Here is a 20,035-nt window from a genome sequence, read left to right on the forward strand (position 1 = left end):
CTGCGCCCACTTATGCCAAGAAAGTCCTCCCCCGGCCGCCATCGGTGCAACCGTGGACCCGCGCTCCGAGCTTTTCCTTGACAGCCCCACGACCATTCTCTTTTTTTCCTTTAAGGGGCAATAGGATGACAATTGCAAGGGCTGGGGGGCGCCAGCCGAACACCCGGTCCCGTACCGGAACAGTGCCGAAGCGGCGCCGCGGCAACGCGGCGCAGGCGGTCCCGCTTGCGGTATTTGCGGTCGCCGCGGCAACGCCGCCGAGCGCTGCGCGGGCCGAAGAGGCGGATCCTTCCATCATCGTCACCGCACGGCAGATCGCGGAGCCGGTCGAGCAGGCGCCGCTCAGCGTCACGGCGTTCGACCAGCAGGGGCTCGACCGGATGGGCGCCGACACGCTGGCGGACGTGGCGCGGGCGGTTCCGAACTTCACCCTTGCTCCGACCGGCGTGCTCGGCGCCGAGACCCCGGCAATCCGAGGCATCTTCTCCTCGGGCGGCTCATCGACGGTGGGGCTCTATGTCGACGAGGTGCCGGTCCAGATCCGCTCCACCGGCTTCTCTGGAAATGCCGATTTGAGAGCGTTCGACCTTGAACGGATCGAGATATTGCGCGGCCCCCAGGGCACTTTGTTCGGTGCCAACTCGATGGGCGGCACGATCCGCTTCGTCACCCGCCAGCCCGATCTGACGGCGTTCGACGCGGCCTTTTCGGCGGAGCTCGCGGCGGTCGAGAATGGGGGGCTGAGCCACGAGCTCAACGCTGCCGCGGGTGGCCCCATCCTGTCCGGCAAGCTCGGCTTTCGCGCCGCCTTCTACCGTCGTGCCGATGCCGGTCATATCGACCGCGTGTCGCCGGGAGAGGCCGGGCGTATCCGACGCAATGTCGACGGCAGGCGAATAGACGCCTTGCGCGCCGCAATCACCGCGGCCGTGGGATCGCGGATCGAGGTCACGCCGGGACTCTTCTATCAGAGGGGGCGGCGTGACGATCTTCCCTTTTTCGACAGCGGTTCGCGCGGCCGCAGGCAGGCCAACATCCACGCCCAGCCCGGACGCGACGACCTCGTCCTGCCGAGCCTCACCGCCAGGATCGATCTGGGTTTCGCCCGGCTGACCAGCATCACCGGCTTTTTCGATCGCCGCGACCGGCAGGTGAGCGATTATTCCCGGGTTTTCGGCGAGCTGGTGCTGGGTGGCGCGTTCCCCGAGCTGGTTCCGGAGGGAGGCGCGCGCAGCCTTACCCGGGTTTCCCAGGAGAGCCTGACCCAGGAAGTCCGTCTGGCGTCGCCAGAGGGCGGCACGCGCTTCACCTGGGTGATCGGCGCATTCCTTCGCGATGCGAAGCTGGGACTGACTCAGGAGGTGGTCGAGCCGGGAATCGCCGAATTGGCGGAAACCTATCTCGGTGGATCGGTCGAGACGGTTTTCGGGGTCCCGCTCCTGCCGGGCGGAATCAGCTATCGCGGCGTGGAAACGGTACGGGCGCGGCAGGCGGCGGCCTTCGGCGAGATGGTCTGGCAGCTTTCGGAGCGGCTGGCGGCGACGGCGGGCTTGAGGGTCACCCGTTCCGAGCTCGACCTCCAAGTTCTGTCCGAGGGCCCCTATGCCGGCGGCACGCTCACCCAGCCGGCCGAGCGCAGGCAGCGGGACACGCCCGTGACGCCGCGCTTCGGCCTCAGCTATCGTGTCGGGACGAACGATCTGATCTACCTCACCGCAGCCAAGGGGTTCCGGATCGGCGGCGCCAATCCGCCGGTGCCGGCGGCGAGCTGCGCCGAGGACCTGGCGTCTTTGGGCCTCGCCGAGGCACCGGTCTCCTACCGGTCGGACCGGCTGTGGAATTACGAGGCGGGGGTGAAGGCCTCGCTGGCGCGGCAGCGGGTGGGCCTCGCTCTCTCGACCTTCCACATCGACTGGAGCGGGATCCAGCAGCCGGTGACGCTGCCCAATTGCGGCTTCTCTTATGTCGACAATCTCGGAACGGCGAGGAGTCGCGGTTTCGAGGCCGAGTTGACGGTGCGGCCGCTGACGGGGCTGCAGATCCGTGCGGCGCTCGGCTTTGTCGATGCCCGGTTCCGCCGCCGGGTCGAAGGTGGGGCCGGCGGCCCCGGTACTGCGCGCGCGATCATCGTCGACAAAGGCGACCGGGTTCCGTTCGTCCCGCGCTGGAGCGGGCGCATCGCCACCGAATATCGCCATCGCCTGGGGCGTGCCGGCCAAGGCTTCGTGCGCCTCGAATATCAGTTCGCCAGCGCCTACCGGCGGGCGCCGTCGACCGTCTCGGCGGCTTACGATCCCCGCGTCTACTTCGGTCAGTCCTACGGCATGATGATGGTTCGCTTGGGCCTGGAAGCCGGTCGCTGGCGTGTCGGCGCCTTCGTCGACAATCTCCTCGACGATCGCACGATCCTGTTCAACAGCGCCGAATTCGTGCCGGTGACGGGTGCGCCGCTGCGCCAGAGCAGCTTCCGGCCGCGGACGATCGGGCTGAGGCTGGCGCTCCGGCTGTGAGCGAGCCCTGGCAATTGTCGCCAGCGGCTGCGAGTGATAGGATTTTATAAGATAAAAGTGGGGGTGGGGATGATCCGATCGATCGCGGCGGCACTGGCTCTTCTCGCCGCCCCCGCACCGGCGGTGGCTGAGCCGATCGTCATCCGCTCGCCGGACGGTCAGGTCGAAGCGAGCCTCTCCACCGACGACGGCGGCACCGCCCGCTACCGGCTCAGCTATCGGGGCCACGAGTTGCTGGCGCCCTCGCGCCTCGGCCTTTTGTTCGAGCGCTACCAGACTCTGTCCGGTGGCATGACGATGAGGGCGGGGCCGGTGCGGGCGGGCGAGGACCGCTACGGGCTGATCGGCAAGGTCTCCTCGGTTCGCCACCCCTATCGCGAGGTCACCGTCTCGCTCGCCGAGCAGGAAGGCGAGCGCCGGCGCCTCGACATCGTCCTGCGCGCCTATGATGACGGCTTCGCCTTCCGCTATTTCGTGCCCGAGCAGCCGAATCTGACGCAGCTGCGGCTGGCGGGAGAGGTCACCGAGTTCCGCCCTGCCGGAGACTGGTCCTGCCACGGCCTCAATCTCGGCCGCCACGATACCAGCCACGAAGGCGAATATGACCCGGTGCGGATCTCGCAGATCCGGCCACACCATCTGTTCGAGCTGCCGATCGTCTGCGACGCCGGCGGCGCGGCCTTGGCCTTCGCCGAGGCGGACCTGCGCGATTATGCCGGCCTCTATCTGTCCGGGTTGGACGACGGCACCCAAGGACTGCTGGCGCGCCTCACGCCTCGGCCGGACGATCCGGGCATCGCCGTGCGCGCCGAGATCGGACCCGAAGGAATCCATTCGCCCTGGCGGGTGGTCATGCTCGGGGAGCGGGCGGGCGACCTGATCGAGTCGCCCCTGATCACCAGCCTCAATCCGCCGGCGCAGGGCGACTTCTCCTGGGTGCGGCCGGGGCGCAGCGCCTGGGACTGGTGGAACGGCCCGTCCCTGGCCGGCTCGACCCAGGCCGGAATGGACCACGCCACGATCCGGGCCTTCATCGACTTCGCCGCGGAAAGCAGGCTCGACTACATGCTGATCGACGACGGCTGGTACGCCAATAGCGGCGCCGGGGGCACGCTGCTGCCGGGCGCCGACCCGCTCAGCCCTCTGCCCCGGCTCGATCTGCCGGACCTGATACGCCACGCCGAGAGCCGCGGCGTCGGCCTGTGGCTCTGGATCCACTGGCGATTGATCGACGCCGACATGGAGCGGCTGCTCGCCACTTATTCGCGCTGGGGGATCAGGGGCATCAAGGTCGACTTCATGGACCGCTCGGACCAGGAGATGGTCGCTTTTTATCATCGCCTGCTGGAGACGGCCGCGCGGCACCGCCTTCTCGTCGACCTCCACGGCGCCTATCGCCCGACCGGCCTGATCAGGACCTATCCGAACTATCTCACCCAGGAAGGCGTTCTCGGCGCCGAATATAACAAATGGTCGCGGCGGATCACGGCACGTCACAACGTCACCCTTCCCTTCACGCGCATGTTGCTCGGCCCGATGGACTATACGCCGGGCGGTTTCCGCAACGTGGCGCCGGCGGCGTTCGAGCCGCGCAACCTGGCGCCGATGGTGATGACCACCCGCGGCCACGGCCTCGCCATGTACGTCCTCTATGACAGCCCTTTCCAGGCCGTCGCCGACAGCCCGGACGCCTATCGCGACCAGTCCGGCTTCGATTTCATCCGGGCGGTGCCGGCCGCCTGGGACGAGACCCGCTTCGTCGACGGCGAGATCGGGGAGCATGTCGTGCTCGCCCGCCGCAGCGGCCGCGACTGGTATGTCGGCGCGATGACCAACGAGGAAGCCCGGCCGATGGTCGTCCCGCTCCGCTTTCTCGGCCGCGGCCGTTATCGCGCGGCGATCTGGCGGGACGGAGCGACGCCGGCGGAGGTCGAGACCGAGCAGCGAATGGTCACGGCCGAGGACAGCCTATCGATCCGACTGGCCCCTGCGGGCGGCGCCGCGGTGCGTCTCACGCCGATCGATTGAGCGGCGAGCGATCGCCAAGCACGCTTTCTCGTCACGCTCGCTCGGTGCACAATGCGCTGAGGAGCCGAGTCGATGCGACCTTCGATCCCTCTCTTGTCCTTCCTTCTCGTGGCGGCCGGTTGCGCGGCCGGCGACGGGCCGACGACGCGCGCGGCGGAGAGCGAGCTGGCGCAGGCGCTCGCCGGCCGATCGCCGGGCGAGGCGCGGAACTGCGTTCCGATCCAGTCTGGGCGCGCGCTGCGCACGATCGACGCCCAGACCCTGCTCTACGATTCGGGCGACACGATCTGGGTCAACCGGCTGGAGGGCCGCTGCCCCGGACTTCGGCCGAGCGATCCGCTGATCGTCGAGCCGACCGGGAGCCAATATTGCCGCGGCGACCGGATACGTTCGCTCGATCCCGTCAGCCGGTTCCCGGGCCCCGTCTGCATCCTGTCCGACTTCGTGCCCTACCGGCGCTAGACGTCGCTTGCCGCCTGGTGGCGAGAACAGCCACATTCCTCGCGCTATCGATGGAGACACGAGGATGCTGACGCGCCGCCAGATGCTGGCCGGAACCGGAGCCGCGGCCTTGCTGCCCGGGCGTGCTTCGGCGCAGGCGGCGGTCGCCGCCGATTGGCAGGCCTTCGTCGCCGCCTATCGCGTGCCCGACTGGTTCCGCGACGCCAAGTTCGGGATCTGGGCGCATTGGGGGCCGCAATGCGTGCCCGAGCGAGGCGACTGGTACGGCCGCCAGATGTATATCCAGGGCAATCCCTATTACGAGCATCACGTCCGCACCTACGGCCATCCGTCCCGCGTCGGCTTCATGGAGCTGATCGGGCGTTGGCGAGCCGAGAACTGGGAGCCGGAGGCGCTGATCGCCCGCTTTCGCCGGGCCGGTGCCCGCTATTTCATGGCGATGGCCAACCATCACGACAATTTCGACAATTTCGACAGTGCCCATCATGCCTGGAACTCCGTCCGGGTCGGGCCGCGGCGCGACATCGTCGGCACCTGGGCGCGCCTCGCGCGCGAGGCGGGGCTGCGATTCGGCGTCAGCAACCATAGCGGCCACGCCTGGCACTGGTGGCAGACGGCTTACGGCTATGATGCCGAAGGGCCGATGCGCGGGCGGCGCTACGATGCCTGGGCGTTGCGCCGCGAAGATGGCGTCGGCACCTGGTGGGACGGGCTCGACCCACAGGCGCTCTATACCGGTCCGAGCATGGCCCCGCCGGAGGGCATCACGTCGGCCGAGGCGCTGCGCGCGTGGCACGACGCGCATAGCGGCCAGTGGGTCGAGCATGCGCCGCCGGGAAATCCTGCCTATGTCCGCCATTGGCTCGCGCGCCAGATGGACCTGGTCGACAGATACCGGCCCGACATGGTCTATCTGGACCATTACCGCCTCCCCTTTGGACAAGCGGGTCTCGAAGCGGTGGCGCATTATTACAACCGGAGCCACGACTGGCATGGCGACATCGACGTCGTGCTGACGGCGAACCGGCTCTCCAGCTACCAGCGCTACGGCATCGTCGAGAATGTCGAGCGGGGCTTCCTCGAGGAAGTGCGACAGCCGCCCTGGCAGACGGCGACCTGCCTCGGCAATTGGCATTACGACCGGCCGCTCTACGAACGCCGCGGTTACAGGAGCGCGAAGAACGTCATCCAGCGACTGTGCGATGCCGTCTCGAAGAACGGCAATCTGCTGCTCAGCGTGCCGATGCGCGGCGACGGGTCGATCGACGACGACGAGGTCGCCATTCTCGACGACCTGACGCGCTGGTTCGCGGCCAATGGAGAAGCCATTTACGAGACGCGGCCCTGGCGGGTCTTCGGCGAAGGACCCACCCGGACGCCGGAAGGCCATCAAGGCGAGGGGCAGGCCGGGGCGTTCAACGGCCGCGACATCCGCTTCACGACCCGCGGCGACGCGCTCCACGCCTTCTTCCTCGAATGGCCGGAGGGCGAGGCGGTGGTGGAGACGCTCGGTCGGGAGCGGCTGCCGGAAGCCGTGGTCGAGCGGGTCGAGCTGCTTGGTGGCGGCCCGCTGGAATTCACCCGTGACGAGACAGGCCTTCGCCTGAAATTGCCGCGGCCGGACGACGGAGCGTTCGTTCCGGGCGTGCGGATCCTCGGCCGCGGCCTGGTGTGATGGACGGGATCGGCCGCTACCGCAGCGCCACCGACTGCTGGCGGCCATCGTAGCGGACGGTGGCATCGGGCCGCGCGTCGAACTCGAGCGGGCGCGAGCCATCGGGCCGCATCCAGACGATGTGAAAGGTGCGGCTGGCGATCATCCCGGGAAAGCCGCCCTCGCGCGGGCCGAGCGTGAGCGTGCCGGTGCGCTCGTCGTATCGGAGCGGAATCCGCGACCAGGCGCCGTTGTGATACTGCCGACTGGTGCCGTCATCCTCGTAAAGGGAAAAGCTGCCGTCGGCGCCGGTATAGACCCTCAGCGTGATCGGCGCATCGAGCCCTTCGCCACTATGCTGGACCGCCGGCCCCATCGGCACGATGGATCCAGCGCGCACGAAGAGCGGCATATGCTCATAGGGTGCTTCGGCGCGGATGGTCTGCCCGCCCTGCCTCGAGCGACCGCTGTGGAAATCGTACCAGAGCGCGCCGGCAGGAAGGTAGACGTCGCGCTGTCGAGCCCGAAACTCGGTGACCGGCGCGACGAGGAAGGCGGGTCCGAACAGATACTGGTCGTCGATGTTCCAGGTCCGGCGATCGGCGGGGAAATCCATCACCAGCCCGCGCATGATCGTCCCGTCGCGATGATGGGCATCGCCGGCGAGCGTGTAGATATAAGGCATCAGCCGGTAGCGGAGCCGATCATACCACTCCATCGAGCGGTACATGGCCGATCCCTCGGGTGCGATCTCGTAGATTTCGCGCCGCGGCGCCTCTCCATGGCTTCGGAAGAGCGGCGAGAAGGCGCCGAACTGAAACCAGCGCAGGTTGAGCTCGCGCCATTCCTCGACATGGGCGGGATCCTGCCGGGTGAAGCGATCCTCGAGCGCGAAGCCGCCGATATCGTGGGTCCAGTTGGGAATGCCCGACATCGAGAGGTTCACGCCCGCCGAAATCTGGTCCCTGAGATCGTCCCAGCGCGAGGCGACGTCGCCCGACCACAAGGCGGAAGCGGTGCGCTGGATGCCGCCGAAGCCCGACCGGGTGAGAATGAAGGGCCGGACGTCGGGGCGGTACTCGATCATGCTGCGGTACATGCCGTCGGCGTGGACGAGCGGGTAGGAGTTGAAGAAGGCCGCGCCGGGGCCGAGCGCCGTCGGCCCCATCCGGTACGCGCGCTGCTCGATCGAGAGGTTGGAATGGAGGTCCGGCTCGGTCGCGTCCAGCCACCAGGCGTCCACCCCGAGATCGGCGAGATTCTCCCTGATCTGCCGCCAGTAGATCTCGCGGCCGCGGCGATTATAGGGATCGTAGAAGGTGCTGAGATAGCCCGGGCCGACCCAGTCGCGGTCACCCGATTCGACGTTGCGCTCGTAGACGGCGCCGACCCGCTGCAGCTCGCGATAATTTTCGGTCGTCGGGTAGAATTTCGGCCAGACCGAGATCATGAACCGCGCGTTCAGCCGGTGGACCTCGTCGATCATGCCTTGCGGATCGGGGAAGCGGGCCGGATCGAAATCGTGGCTGCCCCAGGCGTTTTCGGGCCAGTAGAACCAGTCCTGGACGATATTGTCGAGCGGCAGTCCGCGGCGGCGATATTCGCGGACCACGTCCAGCAGCTGCTCCTGCGTCTCGTAGCGCTGGCGACTCTGCCAGAAGCCATAGGCCCAGCGCGGCATCATCGGCGCCTCGCCGGTCAGCTGCCGATAGCCGGCAATGACGCCGTCCATGTCGGCGGCGCCGATGAAGTAATAGTCCAGGCCGTGACCGAGCTCCGAGGCGAAGGAGATGGAGTGACGGTCGGGGTCGGGCAGCGGGTCGTTGTGGAGCAGGGCGATATAGCCGGCATTGGGCTCCCACTCGATCCGCACCTCGGCCGGACGCCCGGCGACGAGGTCGAGGTCGAAATTGTGGTACCAGGGGTTCCAGTTCTGGCGCCACCGCTCAAGCACCTGCCGACCGTCGACGAACACCTTGACGTAGCTCGACGAATAGAGCCGGAACTTGTGCCGTCCGGTCGTCTCGGGATGGATCGTCCCGTTCCAGACGACCCGCTGCGTCTGGACGACATTGCCGGCGGTGTTCTGGCCCGAGGTGGCAGCGGCCGTTTCGGCCCGCGCCTCGGCCGGCCAACGCGCCTGGTCCTCGATATATTGATAGTCGATGCTTGCTTCCTGCCGCGTCAGGGCCAGCCGATCGCCGAGATAGTAAGAGGCGGTGAAGCCCGGTTGCCCGCCGGCGCCGGTGACCCGCAGCCGCTCGCCGACGAAGGCGTAAGGCCGCGGATCGCCGAAGCGGGTGATGGAATTATTGTCCCAGAGCAGCCCGTAATTGCGCGTCGAGACAATGAACGGGACGGCGATGTCCATATTGTGCTGGGCGAGCTCCACGTCCTCGCCATTGTAATTCATCTGCGCATTCTGGTGCTGGCCGAGACCGTACAGCCCCTCGTCGGTCCCTCGGTTGAACTGCTGGCGGACGGACAGGAAGGATCGTCCCTCGGCCGTGGCCGGCGCGAAGGCGGCGGGCGCGGTCTCGGCGAGCACGATATTGCCGGCCGCATCGCGGAAGCGGACCGCGCCGTCGGCGAGATCGACCTCGGCCGAGGCGCGAGCGGTGGTGAGGACGACCCGCCCTTCCTCTTCCGAGACGCCGAAACCCCCGGCCTGCGGCTCGGCCGTCACCATCAGGCTGGCGGGAATGTCGATATCGGCCGTCGGGACAGCGGTGACCCGGATGATGCCGTCGCCATAGACCTGAAGCCGCACCCTCCGCTCGGGGCCCCGGTCGGGGGTGACGAGGATGCCGGTGTCGATGCGGCGGTAGCTCCCCTCGGCCAGCGCCTGGCTGCCGGCGCCCGCCATCGAGGCGGCGACGCACAGGCGGAAGGTGGTGCGGCGGATCGTCAAGTCGGCTCTCCTCGTCTCGGTTGCGGCCGGATCATCGATAGCTGCCGAGCCGGACCCTGAGCAGGACCGGCTCGGTCAGGTTCAGGCCGTAATCGGTCTGATCGCCATTCCAGCGGCGGCGCATCGTCCAGCGGCCATTGTCGAACGTCCCTTCCTCGACACTCAGCCACTGGACGTTCTCGCCTTCGGCCGGCGCGGCCAAGGCGAAGCGCAAGCGAAGCGCCGTGCCTGCGAGCAGGAATTCGTCCGGCCCGAGCTGGGCAAGGACGGCGCCGCCGACCGGCCGATCGACAGTCGGGTGCGGCCGGGTCTCGATCCAGGTCCAGTCGCGCTCGCCGAACTGCCAAAGGCCGAACTGGGCGGTGACCTGCCAGCGTCCCATCACCATCGACTGGTCGGCGCCGTCGGGCCCCTTGGCGACGCCCCAGGTCGGATGCTCGAAGGCGATGCGCGCCCAGTCGGAGGCGATCGGGGCGAGCAGCCGATAAGGGCCGGCAAAGGCCTCCATCGTCTCGGCGTCGAGCCGCTCTGCGCCGAGCGGATAGTTGGAATAGCCGGTGGCATCCATGCCGAACGGGGCGAAGCCGATCGCGCCGCGGCCGAGCGCCGCCCAGAGGAAACGCGCATATTCGGCGGCATTGCCGGTTTCCGGCACCATCAAAGGATTGTCGGGCCGGGCGTAGAGATCGAGATAGCGGATATAGGCCGGGTGGCTTCGGTTATAGATGTCGGGCGCGACGAAATCGACGTGCGGCGCCGCCGCCTTCCATATCGCGATGACGTTCCAGTTGGGGCCGCCGCTGGCGGTGTTTTCGGCGCCTTCCTCGGTGAAGGGATCGCTGAGCGAAGCGTTGCAGTACATGGGCAGGTCCTTCACCGCCTGCCCCGCCGCCGCGATGTCGTCGATGTAGCGGGCGGTGTGCCAGGCGTTGAACGCCTGGTCGGCGCGGGGCCCGAAGACCTGGCTCCACGTGCCGCCCCCGCGTCCGAGCGCCCGCGCCAGCTCCGCGGGCACCGGTCCTTCGAACAGGCGCTGTGCCTCCGGCGAGAAATCGCGGGGGCTGCCGTAGCTGCCGACCTCGTTCTGCGGCTGGACCATGATGATCGTGTGCTGCGGATCGATCTCGCGGATATGCTCCATCAGCCGGACGAAGGCGCGCCGGTCGGCCGCCAGCGTCTCGCGCCCGTGGGGCGACAGCACATAATGCGTTCGGCCGTCGCGGCGGATCATGCGCGCGAAGCGGCGCGTATCCGCCTTCACCCATTCCGGCGCGTAACTGGGGCCGGTATTCTTCCAGGTCGCGAACCAGAGCAGGACCAGGCGGACATCGTTCCGGCGCGCCTGTCGGACCAACTCGTCGAGGAAGGAGAAATCGAAGCGCCCTTCCACCGGCTCGACCTGCTCCCAGGCGATCGGAACCTCGACGGTGTTGGCGTGGAGCGCACGGATCGTCGGCCAGACCATCGGCAGCATCACGGGATAGTTGCTGCTGTTGTTCACCTGGGCGCCGAGCATCAGGAAAGGCCGGCCGTCCACGGTGAGCATGTGCCGCCCATCCTGACTGACGATCCGCGGCAGCGGCGCCTGGGCAGCGGCGGGAGCGGCAAGACAGGCGAGGAGGAGCAGAAAGGCGAGCAGGCGCGGCAATGGTCCGGCGCGTCGCGTCATCGGCTCAACCTCCCCTGTCCGGCCCGGCGGCTCCGCCCGCTCGATCCCGCACCTCCATCGTGACGGCGACGGCGCATCCGTCAAGCCGGTCGCGCACATCTGCCCGTTCACGGCGCCGGCGATGCCGCGGATTGCCGTCATCGCCGTCCGCCGTCACTGTGCCTGTCGCAGCGGACGCCGCCGCGGAGGAGGGGGGACGGACATGACCTTGAACGCGATCGATGCCGCGGTCGTCATCGTCTATGCGATCGGGATCTTCGCGCTGGCGCAATATGTGTCGCGAACCCGGCGAGGCGAGGAGACGGACAGCGAGGATTATTTCCTGGCATCGCGATCGCTGCCCTGGTGGGCGATCGGCGCCTCGCTCATCGCGGCGAACATATCCGCCGAGCAGATCGTCGGCATGTCCGGCTCGGGCTACCAGATCGGCCTCGCCATCGCCTCCTACGAATGGATGTCGGCGCTGACCCTGCTCATCGTCGGCAAGTTCTTCCTGCCGATCTTCCTCAGAAACCGCATCTACACGATGCCGCAATTCCTGGCGGAGCGGTACGGCCGCAATATCCGGATCCTGATGGCGATCTTCTGGCTCGCTCTGTACGTCTTCGTGAACCTGACCTCGATCATCTGGCTGGGTTCGATCGCCGTCACCCGCGTCGCCGGCATCGACCAGGATGTCGCCCTGTTCGGCCTCGGCGCCTTCGCGCTCGCCTACCAGCTCCGCGGCGGGCTCAAGGCGGTGGCGCTGACCGACATCGTCCAGGTCACCCTGCTCGTCGCCGGGGGGCTGATGGTGACCGGTCTCACCCTCGACCGTCTCGGCGAGGGTCAGGGAATCCTCGCCGGCTTCGGCCGCCTGACCAGCGAGCTGCCCGGACATTTCGACATGATCCTGTCGCCCGACAATCCCTTCTACAAGGACCTGCCCGGCCTGTCGGTGCTGATCGGCGGCATGTGGATCGCCAATCTCAGCTATTGGGGCTTCAACCAATATATCATCCAGCGGGCGCTGGCGGCGAAGGACCTCAAGGAAGCGCAGAAGGGCGTCGTCTTCGCCGCTTACCTGAAGCTGCTCATGCCGGTGATCATCGTCCTTCCGGGTATCGCCGCGGTGCTCATCGAACCGGGCCTGGCGCGGCCGGACGAGGCCTATCCGTCGATGATGCGGCTGCTGCCGACCGGCATACTCGGCCTCGTCTTCGCCGCCTTGTGCGCGGCGATCGTCGCCTCGACCGCGTCCAAGATCAATTCGGTGGCGACCATCTTCACGCTCGATCTCTATGCCCGCTTCAGGGCCGCGCCCGGCGCCGCCGCGCCCGAAGGCGATGTCGCCGCGCCGCAAATCGATCCGGGGGCGAGCCACACCCAGGCGGCGCGCGAGCGCGAGCTCGTCCGGGTCGGCCGGATCGCGGCGGTGGTGGCGACGGCGATCGCGGTCCTCACCGCCCGGCCGCTGCTCGGCGGCTTCGACCAGGGCTTCCAATATATCCAGGAATTCACCGGGTTCATCACGCCCGGGATCGTCGTGATCTTCCTGCTCGGCCTCTTCTGGAAGCAAGCGAGCGAGGCCGGCGCGATCGCGGCGGCCATCGCCTCGGGCCTGCTGTCGCTGCTCTTCTGGAAATTCTGGCCGGACCTGCCGTTCATGGACCGGATGGGCCTGGTGTTCCTCGCTTCGCTGGCGCTCGCGGTGGCGCTGTCATTCGTCTTTCCGGCGGCAGCCGCGCGCAACCGCATCGTCACCGCCGATGTCGACTATCGAACGGGCGCCGGCTTCAACATGGCCGGGCTGGGCGTGATCCTGATCCTGATCGCGCTCTATGCCGCCTGGTGGTGAGCCTGGAGCGGCCTGAACGGCGATGTCCGGAACCAGAGCTTCTAGGCAATGACGTCGGACCCGATGTCCCCGACCGTGACGCAACCGGTGAGCGTCATCGCGACCTTCATCTCGGCCCGGATCAGCCTGAGCAAATGGCCGACCCCCACTTCGCCGCGACCGGCGAGGGCATAGGCCCAGGCGCGGCCGATCAGGACGCCCTTCGCACCCAGCGCCATCATCCGGACCACGTCGAGGCCGGAGCGGACGCCGCCGTCGGCGAGAATCGTCAGCCGGTCCCCGACCGCCTCGGCGATCGGCGGAAGCGCGCGGGCGGTGGAAAGGACGCCGTCCAGCTGCCGCCCGCCATGGTTGGAGACGACGATGCCGTCGGCGCCGACCGCGGCCGCCTCCCGGGCATCGTCGGGATCGAGAATGCCCTTGATGATCAGCGGGCCGTCCCAATGGGCGCGGATCCAGTCGAGGTCCCTCCAGGTGACGCTCGAATCGAAATTGCCGCTCATCCAGCCGAGGAAGTCCTCGAGCCCGCTCCTCGGACCGAGCAGAGGCGCGATATTGCCCAGATTGTGGGGGCGGCCGTGGAGCCCGACATCCCAGGCCCAGCGCGGGCGCGCCAGCACCTGGCCCAGCCGGCGCAGCTTGCCGCGCAGGCCCGGCGCACCGGCGAGGCCCGAATGGACGTCGCGGTAGCGCGAGCCGGGTACCGGAAGGTCGACGGTGAAGACCAAAGCGGCGCAGCCGGCGGTCTTCGCCTTGGCCAGCATGTCGGCGAGGAAGACCCGGTCGCGAACCATGTAGAGCTGGAACCAGAAGGGGGAGCCGCAGCCGGCGGCGACCTCCTCGATCGGGCAGGCCGAGACGGTAGACAGCGTGAACGGCACGCCCGCCGCCGCCGCGGCGCGCGCCGCCTGGACCTCGCCGCGCCGTGCGTTGAGACCGGCCAGCCCCACCGGCGCCAACGCCACCGGCATCGCCCAGTCCTGGCCGAACAGACGGGTCGAAAGATCGATGCGGGTGACGTCGCGAAGGACCCGCTGGCGCAGCGCTACCGCCTGGAGATCGGCGACGTTGCGGTGCAAGGTCACCTCGTCATAGGAACCGCCGTCTATATATTCGAACAGGAAATGCGGCAGCCGCGCCTTGGCGAGACGCCGATAATCGTTGCCCGATGCCGCCGTCATCCGTCCCTCCCGGTCCGCGGGCGACTATCGGACAAACCGCCGGTGCCGTCGAGACGGAGCTAAGGTCGGGCCATCTTGGGCTTCCCCTCGAGCGTCCGCCGCTGCAATTTGCCGGGAGCGCCTATCGGACGCGAACCAAGCCAACGAGGATGTCCCCGCATGGACCAGTCTATCCCAGCGCCAGACAAGCTGACGGTCCGGTCGCTACCATGAGCGGGCCCAAGCTGATCCTGCTCGACCCGCGCGACAATGTGCTGGTCTGTACCGCGCCGATCGCGGCCGGCGAGGCGCTGCCGATCGATGGCGCGGTGGTGGCCGCGCCCGAGGATGTCGCCGTCGGCCACAAGGTCGCCCGCGTGGACCTCGCCGACGGCGAGAAGGTGCTGAAATACGGCGCGCCGATCGGATCGATGAAGGCGGCGGCTGCGAAAGGCGCATGGATCCATATGCATAACATGAAGAGCGACTATATCCCGACTCATGATCGCAAGACCGCCAGCCAAAGCAGCACCGCATGATTGAAGCCTATCTCCGCGCCGACGGCCGCAAGGGCATCCGCAACGTCGTCGCGGTCGCCTATCTGGTCGAGTGCGCGCATCATGTGGCGCGGCGTATCGTCGACAAGGTCGATCATCCGGACGTCCAGCTGATCGGCTTTCCGGGCTGCTTTCCCAATGCCTATGCCGCGAAGATCATGCGCGCGATCGCGACCCACCCCAATGTCGGCGGGATGGTGATCGTGTCCCTGGGCTGCGAGAGCTTCGATCGCGAGGGGCTGAGGGAAGCAGTCCTGGCGAGCGGCCGTCCGGCCGAACTGCTCGTCATCCAGCAGGAAGGCGGCACCCGCGCGACGATCGACGCGGGGGTCGCCGCTGTCGAACGGGTCCGCGCCGCCGCCGAGGCGCCGCGCGTGGAGATGGGGATCGACGAACTGATCGTCGGCACGATCTGCGGCGGATCGGATGGGACCAGCGGTATCACCGCCAATCCCGCCGTGGGGCGCGCTTTCGACCGCCTGGTCGCGGAAGGGGCGACCTGCCTGTTCGAGGAGACGGGCGAGCTGGTCGGCTGCGAGGGCGTGATGGCGGACCGGGCGGTGACGCCCGAGCTGGCTCGCGAGATCGTCGCCTGCGTCGAGAAGGCCGAGAACTACTACCGGGTGATGGGCTTCGGCAGCTTCGCGCCGGGCAATGCCGAGGGCGGCCTGACGACGCTCGAGGAGAAATCGATGGGCGCCTATTCCAAGTCGGGGGCCTCGCCGATCAGCGGCATCGTCAAGCCCGGCGACCTGCCGCCGCAAGGCGGTCTCTATCTGCTCGACGTCGTCCCCGACGGCGAGCCTCGCTTCGGCTTTCCCAACATCTCCGACAATGCCGAGATCGTCGAGCTGATCGCCTGCGGCGCCCATCTCACCTTGTTCACGACCGGCCGCGGATCGGTGGTCGGATCGGCGATCGCGCCGGTGATCAAGATCTGCGCCAACCCGGAGACGGCCCGCCGCCTCAAGGACGATATGGACGTCAATGCCGGCCGCATCCTCGAAGGCGAAGCGACGCTCGAGGAGGTCGGCGACGAGATCTACCGCCGCGTGCTCGAGATCGCGGCGGGACGGCGCACCGTTTCAGAGGAACTCGGCCATCAGGAATTCATCCTGACCTACAAGGCGTTCGATCCGATCGGCCCCGATTGCCTGCCGCTCTCCGCACGGACGGCCGCCTGAGCGAGCGAACGTTCGCGGCCGCAAAGTCCGTCGGACAGCGAAGCGCCGCTTGGAGCGGCCGCAGGGGATGATAAGATGGGCTCGTCCAAGGGAGACTCGCCATGGCCCCGCTCGTCCGTGCTCTTTCGCTCCTGCTCCTCGCCGCCGCCTCGACAGCGCACTGGGCGCCCGCTCTGGCTCAGCGCACTTCCGAACGCCCCAATGATCTCGCGGCGCAGGTCGAGGGCACCTATCATGGCGACGTCATCTCCGACGCCCGCGGCAGCTCTCGAGAAGGGGTGACGATCACCGTCACGCGGGTCGGGCCGAACCAGGTCGAGGTGAGCAGCGATTACCGGCGCATCCCCACCGTCCGCATCCGCATCGAGCAGGCGATGAGCGCGATCGTCCAGGCGGACGGCGACTACGTCTTCCTGATCCAGCGCGACAGCGATCCCGATATGCTCAACCTGACCATCGACGACGCTTCGCTGGCGGTGCGGCGGCGGTAGGCCGTCTCCCTCAGTTCAGCACTGTCTCGCGCAGCCAATCCGTCATCGCCTCGTGATAGCCTTCGGCCGGCTGGTGCCCGGCCATCGTCAGCATCTCGCGCAGCCCGCCCGTTTCAGCCCGGTGGAGGTTGTGGTTTCCATCCGGGAACGTCCGGATCGTCAGCCTCGCTCTCGGATTGCGACCGATCGTCCTAGCGTAGAGCGCCGCGGTGCTGCGCCAGTTCACGTTGCGATCCTTCTCGCCGAACAGGGCCAGCACGGGCACGTTCACCCGGGAGAGCCTCTCGGCGAAAGCTGGCACATAGACCATCAGACCAGTGCCCGGATCGACCGTGAACGCGCCGCTGGAGAAGCGACGCTGCTCTATCGTGAAGGCGCTCTCGTCGACGGCGGCACCGCCTCCAAAGAGCGCCATGAAGGGGTCGTTTCGCAGGTTCTCCGTCGCCGCCATATAGTCTTCGAAGGTGCCGCCGCGACTGGTGATCTCGAAGCCGCGGCGCCACTCGTCGACCAGTCTCTCGGTCTCCCCCGCGCTTCGGCCTTCGATCGGAAGGTTCGATTCCAGCAAATAGGGGAAGTTCTCGAGAGCGTCCGTGCCGCTTACCGAGATCCAGAAGGCGATGCCCGGATCGCGGGTGATCGCCAGCGGCGCGATCCAGCCCGCACGGCTGATCCCCCAGAGGCCGATCCGTTCGGCGCCGGGCAGCCGGCTATCCCGCAGCTGCCGGGCGGCGTCGATCACCTCCTCGGCGCTGCTCTCGACCGGCTGATTGATGTCGAACTCACCCTCGCTGTCGCCACAACCCGGCTTGTCCCAGACCACGGTCGCGATCCCGAGACGCGTGAAGAGGCTGCGAAGATCGTGATAGGATGTGCGTCCCGCCACGTCGGTGGCGCCATAGCCATGAACGATGACGACCATCGCCCGTGCCGGCCGGCCCGCTGGAAGATCGATGAACCCGACCAGTCGCTTTCCGCCGGAGACGAACTCGAACCTCTGCGTGTCCATCGCCGCCGCACTGTCGGTTTGCGCCGCGCGCGCGGCGCTTCCCGAGCCGACGAGCAAGGCCCAGGCCAGCACCGCACACAGCAGGATCCTGTTCATGGCGCCATCCCCCGACCATCGGCAGCGCGGCGACGCGCGGTCGCCGGTACGAGAATGACCTAAGCGGGCCGGCAAGGGAAGCGGCCGCTGGGCGCAAGGCACTGCGCGTCAGGAGGCGCGGCGAACGGCTTCTCTCGACCGCTTGGACGTCATTGCAAATGCCGCCTCGCGCGCCATGATAGCGCACACAGGGGCGAGGACGGATGCGCGGACAGGTTTTGGGCGTCGACACGCGGACGGGCGACGGCATCGTCGCCGGGAACGATGGCCGCCGCTATCGCTTCCGCCCGGCCGACTGGGCGCATCGCGGCGAGCCGGCGATCGGCATGGTCGTCGATTTCGAGGCCGAGGAGAATCGGGCGCTGAGCCTTTTCCCGGTTCCGGGCGCGACGCCAGCGCCAGTGCCCGCGGCCGCGGCCGCGGCCGCGCTCGCACCGGCGCAGGGTGACCGCAACAAATATGTGGCCGCGGTGATCGCCTTCCTGCTCGGGCCGCTCGGCATCCATCGCTTCTATCTGGGCCGGATCGGAACGGGCGTGCTGATGCTGATCCTCACCTGCACGGTGTTCGGCCTGCTCCTCTCCATCCCCTGGGCCTTCGTCGACATGATCCGATACCTGATCATGTCGGACCGGGAGTTCGAGCGGCGCTACGGGCGCGGCCACGACTGACCGCTGAAGGCCATTCAGCTCGCGGCGAGGCGGCGGCGCAAGCTCTCCGCCCAGCTTTCCGCGCCGGGGCCGGTGAGGAGGTGAAGGCTGAGCGGCGAGGCGAAGGCGAAGCCGCGGGGCGCGAGCGGCGCGAGGCGCTTCCGATCCACCCCTTCGGCCGACGCGAGGGTGAGGCACAGCCTCGTCGAGAGCGCCTCGACGCCAAGGAGATTCGCGCCGCCGCCGAGCGCCTCGACCAGTTCGGCGGATGGCTCCGCCGCGGCGGGACCGGCGGCCAGGACGGCGCGTATATCGCCCGCGACCTGGTCGGCCTCCGGGCCGAGCACGACCTGGACCGCGTTTCCACCGGGCCGGACGAGACCACGTGCCCCCAACGCCTTGAGCCGGGGCTCGTCGACGAGAGCCGGGTCGCCGAGCTCGAGACGGAGGCGGGTGGTGCAGGCGTCGACGCTGCGCAGATTGGCCACCCCGCCCAAGGCGGCGACCAGGGCTGCGGCGCGCTCCGGCAGATCGAGGGCGGCGACCGGCGCCGCTTTGCCGCCAGCGGCATCACGGCCGGGTGTCTTGAGGTCGAAGCGGGCGATGCAGAAGCGGAAGGCGTAATAATAGACCGCGAAATAGAGCAGGCCGACCGGCAGGAGGAGCAACGGCCGCGTCGAGGCGGGGAAGTTGATCAGATAGTCGAACAGGCCGGCGGAGAAACTGAAGCCGAGGCGCACCCCGAGCGCATCCATCAGCACCATCGACACCCCGGTGAGGGCCGCATGGACCAGATAGAGGACCGGAGCCAGGAACATGAAGGTGAACTCGATCGGCTCGGTCACGCCGGTGAGGAAGGAGGTCAAGGCGAGCGAGAACAGCATGCCGCCGACGCTCGCCCTGCGCTCGGGCGGCGCGGCGCGATACATGGCAAGGCAGGCGGCGGGGAGGCCGAACATCATCACCGGAAAGAAACCCGCCATGAAGCCGCCGGCCGCCGGATCGCCGGCGAAGAAGCGCTGCAGATCGCCGGTCGCGCCATTGAAATCGCCAAGGATGAACCAGGCCACGTTGTTGAGGATATGATGGAGGCCGGTGACGATCAGCAGTCGGTTGAGAAGGCCGTAGACGAACAGGCCGAACGGACCCGAGGCGACGACGGCACGGCTGATCCCATCGATGCCCTGCTCGAGCCAGGGAAAGCCGAGGCCGAACAGGAGGGCGCCGACGATGCCGGCGAGGCCGGCGGCGATCGGCACGAAACGCCGGCCGCCGAAGAAGGCGAGATATTCGGGCAGGCGGATGTTCGCGTAAGCGTTGTAGAGTTGGCCGGCGACAAGCCCGGCGAGGATGCCGGCGGGGACATTGAGCTTGGCGATCTCGCGCGCCTTCCACGCGGCGGCGGCGAGGTCACGCGCCGCCTGATCGGCGAATGCAGCGGTCGCCTCCGGCGGGACCGCCATGAGCGTCTTCGCCCCTTCCACCGTGACGAGATAGGCGACTGCGCCGGCGAGGCCGGCGGCGCCATGATTCTCCCGCGCCAGACCGACGGCAACGCCGATCGCGAAGAGCAGGCCGAGATTGGCAAAGATGGCGCTGCCTGCGGCGGCGACGAAGGCAATGTCGAGCAGATCGGGCTGGCCAAGGCGCAGCAGCAGGCCGGCGACCGGAAGCACGGCGATCGGCAGCATCAACGCGCGGCCGAGCGGCTGGAGGCGATCGAGGGCGAGGCGCATCAGGCGGGCTCCTTCCGTCGCGAGTGCAGATGGGGAGCGCAGGGCCGAGCCGAGCGAGACACCGTCGCGCCGCGCCTCGCT

Annotated in this window: 14 protein-coding genes; 9 read left to right on the forward strand and 5 right to left on the reverse strand. The window is 68.1% G+C overall.

From position 1 onward, the window contains the following. The first annotated feature begins 125 nt into the window (after positions 1-125). From DDE10_RS10895 to DDE10_RS10910, 4 genes are all read left to right on the forward strand, one after another. Positions 126-2,510, forward strand: a complete 2,385-nt coding sequence (locus DDE10_RS10895) for a TonB-dependent receptor (protein WP_114952805.1) — start codon at positions 126-128, stop codon at positions 2,508-2,510. 69 nt (positions 2,511-2,579) lie between these two features. Continuing rightward, positions 2,580-4,538, forward strand: coding sequence for a glycoside hydrolase family 97 protein (locus tag DDE10_RS10900; protein WP_114952806.1), 1,959 nt, complete (start codon positions 2,580-2,582; stop codon positions 4,536-4,538). A gap of 72 nt (positions 4,539-4,610) precedes the next feature. Next, positions 4,611-5,000: a hypothetical protein gene (locus tag DDE10_RS10905; protein ID WP_114952807.1), complete on the forward strand. Its 390-nt coding sequence runs from the start codon at positions 4,611-4,613 to the stop codon at positions 4,998-5,000. A 64-nt stretch (positions 5,001-5,064) separates the two neighbouring features. After that, positions 5,065-6,675: an alpha-L-fucosidase gene (locus tag DDE10_RS10910; RefSeq protein WP_114952808.1), complete on the forward strand. Its 1,611-nt coding sequence runs from the start codon at positions 5,065-5,067 to the stop codon at positions 6,673-6,675. Positions 6,676-6,691: 16 nt separating this feature from the next. On the opposite strand, the gene DDE10_RS10915 is transcribed toward DDE10_RS10910, so the two are convergent. Both DDE10_RS10915 and DDE10_RS10920 read right to left on the reverse strand, forming a co-directional pair. Next, on the reverse strand, positions 6,692-9,565 hold the full coding sequence (locus tag DDE10_RS10915; protein ID WP_284734588.1) for a glycoside hydrolase family 31 protein: 2,874 nt from the start codon (positions 9,563-9,565) through the stop codon (positions 6,692-6,694). A 31-nt stretch (positions 9,566-9,596) separates the two neighbouring features. Further along, positions 9,597-11,234 (reverse strand): DUF5597 domain-containing protein, encoded by a 1,638-nt coding sequence (locus DDE10_RS10920; protein ID WP_284734589.1) that lies wholly within the window; start codon positions 11,232-11,234, stop codon positions 9,597-9,599. 202 nt (positions 11,235-11,436) lie between these two features. Between DDE10_RS10920 and DDE10_RS10925 the strand changes: the two genes are divergently transcribed. Continuing rightward, a complete protein-coding gene (locus DDE10_RS10925) occupies positions 11,437-13,071 on the forward strand; it encodes a sodium/sugar symporter (RefSeq protein WP_114952810.1) in 1,635 nt (544 codons plus the stop codon). A gap of 41 nt (positions 13,072-13,112) precedes the next feature. On the opposite strand, the gene lldD is transcribed toward DDE10_RS10925, so the two are convergent. After that, positions 13,113-14,252, reverse strand: coding sequence for an FMN-dependent L-lactate dehydrogenase LldD (gene lldD / locus DDE10_RS10930; RefSeq protein ID WP_114952811.1), 1,140 nt, complete (start codon positions 14,250-14,252; stop codon positions 13,113-13,115). Between the two features lie 209 nt (positions 14,253-14,461). Between lldD and DDE10_RS10935 the strand changes: the two genes are divergently transcribed. The 3 genes from DDE10_RS10935 to DDE10_RS10945 all read left to right on the forward strand — a co-directional run bounded on the left by DDE10_RS10935 (position 14,462) and on the right by DDE10_RS10945 (position 16,463). Beyond that, a complete protein-coding gene (locus DDE10_RS10935) occupies positions 14,462-14,770 on the forward strand; it encodes a UxaA family hydrolase (protein WP_114952812.1) in 309 nt (102 codons plus the stop codon). Next, positions 14,767-15,972 (forward strand): UxaA family hydrolase, encoded by a 1,206-nt coding sequence (locus DDE10_RS10940; RefSeq protein ID WP_114952813.1) that lies wholly within the window; start codon positions 14,767-14,769, stop codon positions 15,970-15,972. Before DDE10_RS10935 ends, DDE10_RS10940 begins: the two co-directional genes overlap by 4 nt. A gap of 101 nt (positions 15,973-16,073) precedes the next feature. Then, positions 16,074-16,463 carry a hypothetical protein gene (locus tag DDE10_RS10945; protein WP_114952814.1) on the forward strand — a complete coding sequence of 130 codons (390 nt, stop codon included), beginning with the start codon at positions 16,074-16,076 and terminating at the stop codon, positions 16,461-16,463. Between the two features lie 10 nt (positions 16,464-16,473). Here DDE10_RS10945 and DDE10_RS10950 read toward each other — a convergent pair whose 3' ends face one another. Next, a complete protein-coding gene (locus tag DDE10_RS10950; protein WP_114952815.1) occupies positions 16,474-17,568 on the reverse strand; it encodes an alpha/beta hydrolase family protein in 1,095 nt (364 codons plus the stop codon). 203 nt (positions 17,569-17,771) lie between these two features. Between DDE10_RS10950 and DDE10_RS10955 the strand changes: the two genes are divergently transcribed. Next, positions 17,772-18,239: a TM2 domain-containing protein gene (locus DDE10_RS10955; protein ID WP_114952816.1), complete on the forward strand. Its 468-nt coding sequence runs from the start codon at positions 17,772-17,774 to the stop codon at positions 18,237-18,239. Positions 18,240-18,253: 14 nt separating this feature from the next. Here DDE10_RS10955 and nagE read toward each other — a convergent pair whose 3' ends face one another. After that, positions 18,254-19,954: an N-acetylglucosamine-specific PTS transporter subunit IIBC gene (gene nagE, locus DDE10_RS10960; protein WP_114952817.1), complete on the reverse strand. Its 1,701-nt coding sequence runs from the start codon at positions 19,952-19,954 to the stop codon at positions 18,254-18,256. Between the last annotated feature and the right edge of the window lie 81 nt (positions 19,955-20,035).

This window comes from Sphingosinicella terrae, assembly GCF_003347635.1.
In the GTDB taxonomy this organism is placed as follows: Bacteria; Pseudomonadota; Alphaproteobacteria; order Sphingomonadales; family Sphingomonadaceae; genus Allosphingosinicella; species Allosphingosinicella terrae.

What these genes read in the sequence shown, in the direction of transcription:
- DDE10_RS10955 (WP_114952816.1), top strand. Translation starts at nt 17,772, where the DNA reads ATGCGCGGACAGGTTTTGGGCGTCGACACGCGGACGGGCGACGGCATC.
- nagE (WP_114952817.1), bottom strand. Translation starts at nt 19,954, where the DNA reads ATGCGCCTCGCCCTCGATCGCCTCCAGCCGCTCGGCCGCGCGTTGATG.
- DDE10_RS10935 (WP_114952812.1), top strand. Translation starts at nt 14,462, where the DNA reads ATGAGCGGGCCCAAGCTGATCCTGCTCGACCCGCGCGACAATGTGCTG.
- DDE10_RS10925 (WP_114952810.1), top strand. Translation starts at nt 11,437, where the DNA reads ATGACCTTGAACGCGATCGATGCCGCGGTCGTCATCGTCTATGCGATC.
- DDE10_RS10900 (WP_114952806.1), top strand. Translation starts at nt 2,580, where the DNA reads ATGATCCGATCGATCGCGGCGGCACTGGCTCTTCTCGCCGCCCCCGCA.
- DDE10_RS10910 (WP_114952808.1), top strand. Translation starts at nt 5,065, where the DNA reads ATGCTGACGCGCCGCCAGATGCTGGCCGGAACCGGAGCCGCGGCCTTG.
- lldD (WP_114952811.1), bottom strand. Translation starts at nt 14,252, where the DNA reads ATGACGGCGGCATCGGGCAACGATTATCGGCGTCTCGCCAAGGCGCGG.
- DDE10_RS10950 (WP_114952815.1), bottom strand. Translation starts at nt 17,568, where the DNA reads ATGAACAGGATCCTGCTGTGTGCGGTGCTGGCCTGGGCCTTGCTCGTC.
- DDE10_RS10905 (WP_114952807.1), top strand. Translation starts at nt 4,611, where the DNA reads ATGCGACCTTCGATCCCTCTCTTGTCCTTCCTTCTCGTGGCGGCCGGT.
- DDE10_RS10945 (WP_114952814.1), top strand. Translation starts at nt 16,074, where the DNA reads ATGGCCCCGCTCGTCCGTGCTCTTTCGCTCCTGCTCCTCGCCGCCGCC.
- DDE10_RS10895 (WP_114952805.1), top strand. Translation starts at nt 126, where the DNA reads ATGACAATTGCAAGGGCTGGGGGGCGCCAGCCGAACACCCGGTCCCGT.
- DDE10_RS10940 (WP_114952813.1), top strand. Translation starts at nt 14,767, where the DNA reads ATGATTGAAGCCTATCTCCGCGCCGACGGCCGCAAGGGCATCCGCAAC.
- DDE10_RS10920 (WP_284734589.1), bottom strand. Translation starts at nt 11,234, where the DNA reads ATGACGCGACGCGCCGGACCATTGCCGCGCCTGCTCGCCTTTCTGCTC.